Origin of the sequence: Prevotella sp. MGM1 (genome assembly GCF_002933775.1) — a bacterium.
In the GTDB taxonomy this organism is placed as follows: domain Bacteria; phylum Bacteroidota; class Bacteroidia; order Bacteroidales; family Bacteroidaceae; genus Prevotella.
Window position 1 is genome coordinate 1 of sequence record NZ_BEWV01000139.1, and the last position, 534, is coordinate 534.

Here is a 534-nt window from a genome sequence, read left to right on the forward strand (position 1 = left end):
GGGCGAGTATATTGCCGTGACGAGCTTCACACACCATCCCTACCATAAGTTTGCAGATCTCGAACTGCCCGACAACTATAACCGCGATCGCTTCTACAACCTGCCGCTCGACACGATGATGAGCGTCCTCGAGCATGCCGTAAGCCATGGTCGTGGTGTATGTTGGGAGGGCGATATCAGTGAGCCGGGATTCTCGTTTGCCGACGGCACGGCCGTGCTCCCTTACCGTGCACAGTCTGATGCCGCTGCCCGCCAGAGCGCTTTCGAGCGTTTCGACACCACCGACGATCACAGTATGGCTGTTGTTGGCATGGCCCGTGACTCATCGGGCCGCCGATATTTCATAATGAAAAATTCGTGGGGCACGGACAATCCATTTGGCGGACTGATGTATCTGTCGGAAGATTATGTGCGGATGAAGACCATAGCCCTATTTCTTCCAGCCGACTGCGTGCCTGTGCGAGATGGACGATGAGTGCGGGACATCATCATGTTGTCAATAAAATATCATGGATGTGGCACTTTGTTTTCTGT

General features: G+C 53.7%; 1 protein-coding gene. It reads left to right on the plus strand.

All coding sequences use genetic code 11. From position 1 onward, the window contains the following. Positions 1-475, plus strand: a 475-nt coding sequence (locus tag MoGM_RS05595) for a C1 family peptidase (RefSeq protein ID WP_275936840.1), incomplete at its 5' end; no start/stop codon positions are given. Positions 476-534: the final 59 nt, after the last annotated feature.